At 68.8% G+C, this 4,203-nt stretch carries 3 protein-coding genes and 1 pseudogene; all 4 read right to left on the bottom strand.

The window, feature by feature from the left end:
• Nucleotides 1–66: 66 nt before the first annotated feature.
• Nucleotides 67–1,470, bottom strand: coding sequence for an FAD-binding oxidoreductase (locus FV242_RS32915; RefSeq protein ID WP_147910912.1), 1,404 nt, complete (start codon nt 1,468–1,470; stop codon nt 67–69).
• Between the two features lie 66 nt (nt 1,471–1,536).
• Nucleotides 1,537–2,019 (bottom strand): nucleoside deaminase, encoded by a 483-nt coding sequence (locus FV242_RS32920; RefSeq protein WP_147910913.1) that lies wholly within the window; start codon nt 2,017–2,019, stop codon nt 1,537–1,539.
• 553 nt (nt 2,020–2,572) lie between these two features.
• On the bottom strand, nt 2,573–3,565 hold the full coding sequence (locus FV242_RS32925) for an antibiotic biosynthesis monooxygenase (RefSeq protein WP_147910914.1): 993 nt from the start codon (nt 3,563–3,565) through the stop codon (nt 2,573–2,575).
• A 417-nt stretch (nt 3,566–3,982) separates the two neighbouring features.
• Nucleotides 3,983–4,203, bottom strand: a pseudogene (locus tag FV242_RS32930) (hypothetical protein); the annotation flags it as partial.

The raw sequence follows: 4,203 nt of genomic DNA on the forward strand, positions 1-4,203 counted from the left end.
GTGCCTGCCCCGTCCCCTCTCTCTCTGCCCCCTGCCCCGCCCATGACGGTGCGGGCGCGCAGCCCGTCAACCGGCTGGCGCCGCGTCGAACCCGTCATAATAGTCGAAGAAGACCCGCTCGGGGTCGTGCCGGCTGCGCAGGGCGCAGAGCCGCTGCCATTTCTCGGGCGTGAAGGCGCGCGCGACGCTATCGGGATTCTCGATCGTGTTGCTCTCGCCCAGGTAGCAGCCGACCGTGAGCGGCCTCAGCGCCCCGACCATGGCCCGGTGCCAGTCCGTGTTGGTCCGGTCGTCGGCCGCCTCGTGCCACATCGTCCACGGGCCGCCATAGACCGCCGAGGACATCGAGCAGGCCATGTCCTTCTGCGCGGCCGGGACATCGGGGCCGCAGAAGATCGTGAGCAGGAACACGCTCGTGCTCGACGGCGCCGCCGGCAACAGCGGCAGGACGGCTTCGATCAGGTCCCCGGGGCTGTGATTCGAATACGTCGCCTCGACCCGGGACCGGAGCCCGTCCGGCCACAGCGCGCCGGACATGTCGAAGAGCTGCTCGAAGGTGAGCGGCACGGCGCGCTCCGCCGCGAGCGGCGCCACCGGCGCGCGGTCCAGGGGCTCCAGGGCGCGCCCGGCCGCCTCCGGCGTGTCCTCGAACGCCGTCCCGGTCACCATGCACAGCCAGCCGTCGTCGTCGGCGGCCGCCGCGCGCAGCGCCGGCGGCGCCTGGACGAGGAACTGGCTGAGCTCGACGCTGGGCGACACGTCCCGGGCGATCGCGCCGAGCCAGCGGCCGACCGCGGGGGCCTCCGCGAGACGGTAGTAATGGGTGCTGCCGTGGATCGCGTGCGGCAGCGCGTGAAGCTTGAGGTGGTACCGCGTGACGACGCCGAAAAAGCCCGGGCCGGCGCCGCGGGCGGCCCAGAAGAAATCCGGGTTCTCGGTCTCGCTGGCGCGGATGCGTTCGCCCTGCGCGGTGACCAGCTCGATGGCCTCCAGGCTCTCGGCGCCCAGCCCCCAGACCGTGGGGTTCCAGGCCATGCCGCCGCCCAGGAAGTAGCCGCTCGCCTTGACCTGCGGGCAATGGCCGGTGGGGAAGGCGAGCCCCAGCGGGTTGAGCGCCCGCTGGATGTCGCGGTTGCTGACGATCGGCCGGATCACCGCCCTGCGCTGCGCGGCGTCGATCGAGACGAAGCCCGTGAGATCCTGGAGATCGATCAGCAGGCCGCCGGACCGCAGGGTCGGCTGGCACCAATTGTGGCCGCCGCCCCGGACGACCACCTTCAGCCCGTTCGCCCGCGCGAAGGTCACGGCCGCGACGACGTCGTCCTCGTCGGCCACCCGCACCACGACATCCGGGGCGCGGTCCGGGATCAGCCGGTTCCAGAGGTTCGCGTGGGCGGCCTCCCGGAATTGCGGATCGCCCGCCGCGATCACGGAACCGCGGCAGGATCGTCTCAGGCTGTCGAGGGTCATGACCGCACCCGGCGCGAGGAATGGTTTCGGTCGGGCACGATCACGCCCCCCAGCCCTGTCGCAAGCTCAGTACGGCACCCGGTCTTCCTTCTCGGCGTACTTCTTCCAGACCTCGACGGCCTCGGCCCGCATGATCTGCTTGGCCGGGATCGCGCGGTCGCCGACGTCCTTCTTGAACTCGGCGTAGATCATGCTGTCGTCGAACCCGCCATACGTGAGCGCGTCCTCGACTTGGGCGGCGTAGTAGATATTCTTGACGCCGGCCCAATAGGCGGCCGCCAGGCACATCGGGCAGGGCTCGGCGCTCGTGTAGAGGGTGGCGTTGCGGAGCTTGAAGCTCTTCTGCGTCGTGCAGGCCTTGCGGATCGCCTCGACCTCGGCGTGCCAGGTCGGATCGTTCTCCGCGACGACGCGGTTGGCGCCTTCCGCGATGATCTCGCCGTCCTGCACGATCACGCAGCCGAACACGCCGCCGGCGCTGTCGACCAGCGAGGTCTTCTCCGAGAGCGCGATCGCGCGGGCCATGAACTCTTCGTGCCTGTCAGCCATTGTCTCGCTCCTCAAGGTTCCTGGACGTATCGATCAGTGTCCGGTGTAATAATCACACCTTACCGGTCAATGAATAAACCAAACACGCAATCATATAATCTAAACAACCGCTGAATGGTCCGTGCCGTCGCTACCATGCCAGGGCGACATTCCGAATACAGCGGCGGATGATGGCGTGGCGCGCATCGGCGGATCCGATGTCGTGGACCGTCATCACGCATCGTCCATCAATCCCGGTGGCGAAAGACGTGTCTCGATCGTCACGAATCTCCATCGGACCGAATGGTCTGACGATAATCGGCAGATGAAAACAGGAAGCATGGATGTCAGATCCGCGTCAACACGGATCGGCCGCCGCGCCGGGAATGTGTGTCACGCGGAAACCGGTCGCGCATTTACGCATCGTCGTAGTCTTCTTCAGCGCGATACCTTGTCCGATACGCGAAAGACTTGCTTCTGTAGGCCGGGGCCGGGCGGCGGAGGTCGGGTCCGCCCGGACGCGTGAGACGCACGGTCAAGAAAAACCGCCTCGGTCGCCGCCCCGGAGGGGCCGTCACAACAGCTTCCAGAACACCAGGATCATGACCGCGTAGGCGGCGACCAGCAGTCCGGCGCCGAGACGGTCCGCGCGCCGGCGTTTCTCAGGGGCCGGTGCCAGCCACCAGCGGAGGTGCTCGGCGGTCCACGGCACTAGGCGCGACGTCAGGAGTACGCTGAAGACGTTCCCGATGAACAGCGCCACCGGGAAGTCGATGCCCAGGGTCCGGGTGAGCAGCGGCGTGCCGACCAGCAGGCCCCACAGGAAGACCGTGGGATAGAGCGTCAGCAGGACGATCATGTTCATCTTCCACGCCGCGGGCGCGGGGGCGCCCTCCGGCGCGACGTCGCGGAACCATTGCTCGAAGCCGCTATGCACCATGCGGGTGTGGAATTCCGCCGTCAGCGGCGCGGCTTCCTCGATCAGCGCCTGGCGCTCGGGGGAGCCGAGCCAGGCTTGCAGGTTGGCGTCGCTGTCGAAGCGCAGGATCGCGACGTAATCCTCCTGCACCCCCGGCACCGCGGGCTCGAAGCGGTAGCCCTGCAGGCCGGTCGCCCTGGACTGGGCGGCGGCGACCTTCTGCTCCCACCGGAGGTATTGCGCCTCCATCCCGGGCTTCACGCGCGTGCTGATCACGGCCGAGACCGGGGCGGTCCGGGCGGCGCTGGCGTCGTCGGTGACGATGTGGACGTCGTCGCGCCCCACCAGCATCGCGGCGGCGCCGGAGATGCGGGATTGCCGCTCGGGCGAGACCAGCCAGGCCCGGGCGTGATCCAGGCTGGCGAACCGCTGCAGGATCACCCAGTCGACCTGAAGCGGCGGGCGCGGCGGCATCAGCCGCTGCTCGATGAAGCCGGGAAACCGGGCGATCACCGCGCTGGTGTCGCCCTGCCATTGCGCGAAGGCGTCGGCGCTCTCCGGCTTGACCGTCGTCTGCGTCACGATGCTGACGCTGGTACCGACGTTCGTGCCGACGCTCGCGGTGCGGCTCGTTCTGGGCTCGCTCACGAGGCGCCACGCGTCCGCGGCAGGGCCGGGCAGGCCGGCGCATCCGTGCCGCACCGCCGTGGAACCCACAGGCGCCCGCCTGCCGGATACCGGGCGTTCCCGGAATGCCCGGAACGCCCGGTCGAACGCGCGCGCGCAACTCTCTGCATAGGCCCCCCACGGCACGGCCGGCGGCTCGACGTGATGGATTCAGGATAGGCGGGCGCGGGAGGGGAAAGTCAATCTGCGCGGAAGAGTATCGGCCGTCGCGAATGTAAACACTGTTGTTTTGTATTAACAAATGCAGATTTTAATCATCAATCAGCGAAGACTTGTCTTCGCCGGATCCAATGTCTGGGCGTCCGGCACGGTCGAGCGGTGATCCGGCCGCGAAGCGGATCGACTGAGACGGATCGTCAAAAGATAAACCGCGCGGCGTCACGGCAGTCGGGACCGCAGCCAGCCGAGGAGCGTCCGGCCCGGGAACCGGGGCGGCGGCATCCGGAACGTGGGTGCGGCCGCCGCCTCCGGGATCGGTCCCTCGTGGAAGCGCGCGCCGAACGACCAGAACCGGTCCCGCCGCGTGCCGATCATGCCGAGCCCCACGGGCTCGCGGGCGACGCCCGGGCGCATCCGCCTGCCCGCCCAGACCCGCTGCC

Source organism: Methylobacterium sp. WL64, assembly GCF_008039945.1.
Lineage (GTDB): Bacteria > Pseudomonadota > Alphaproteobacteria > Rhizobiales > Beijerinckiaceae > Methylobacterium.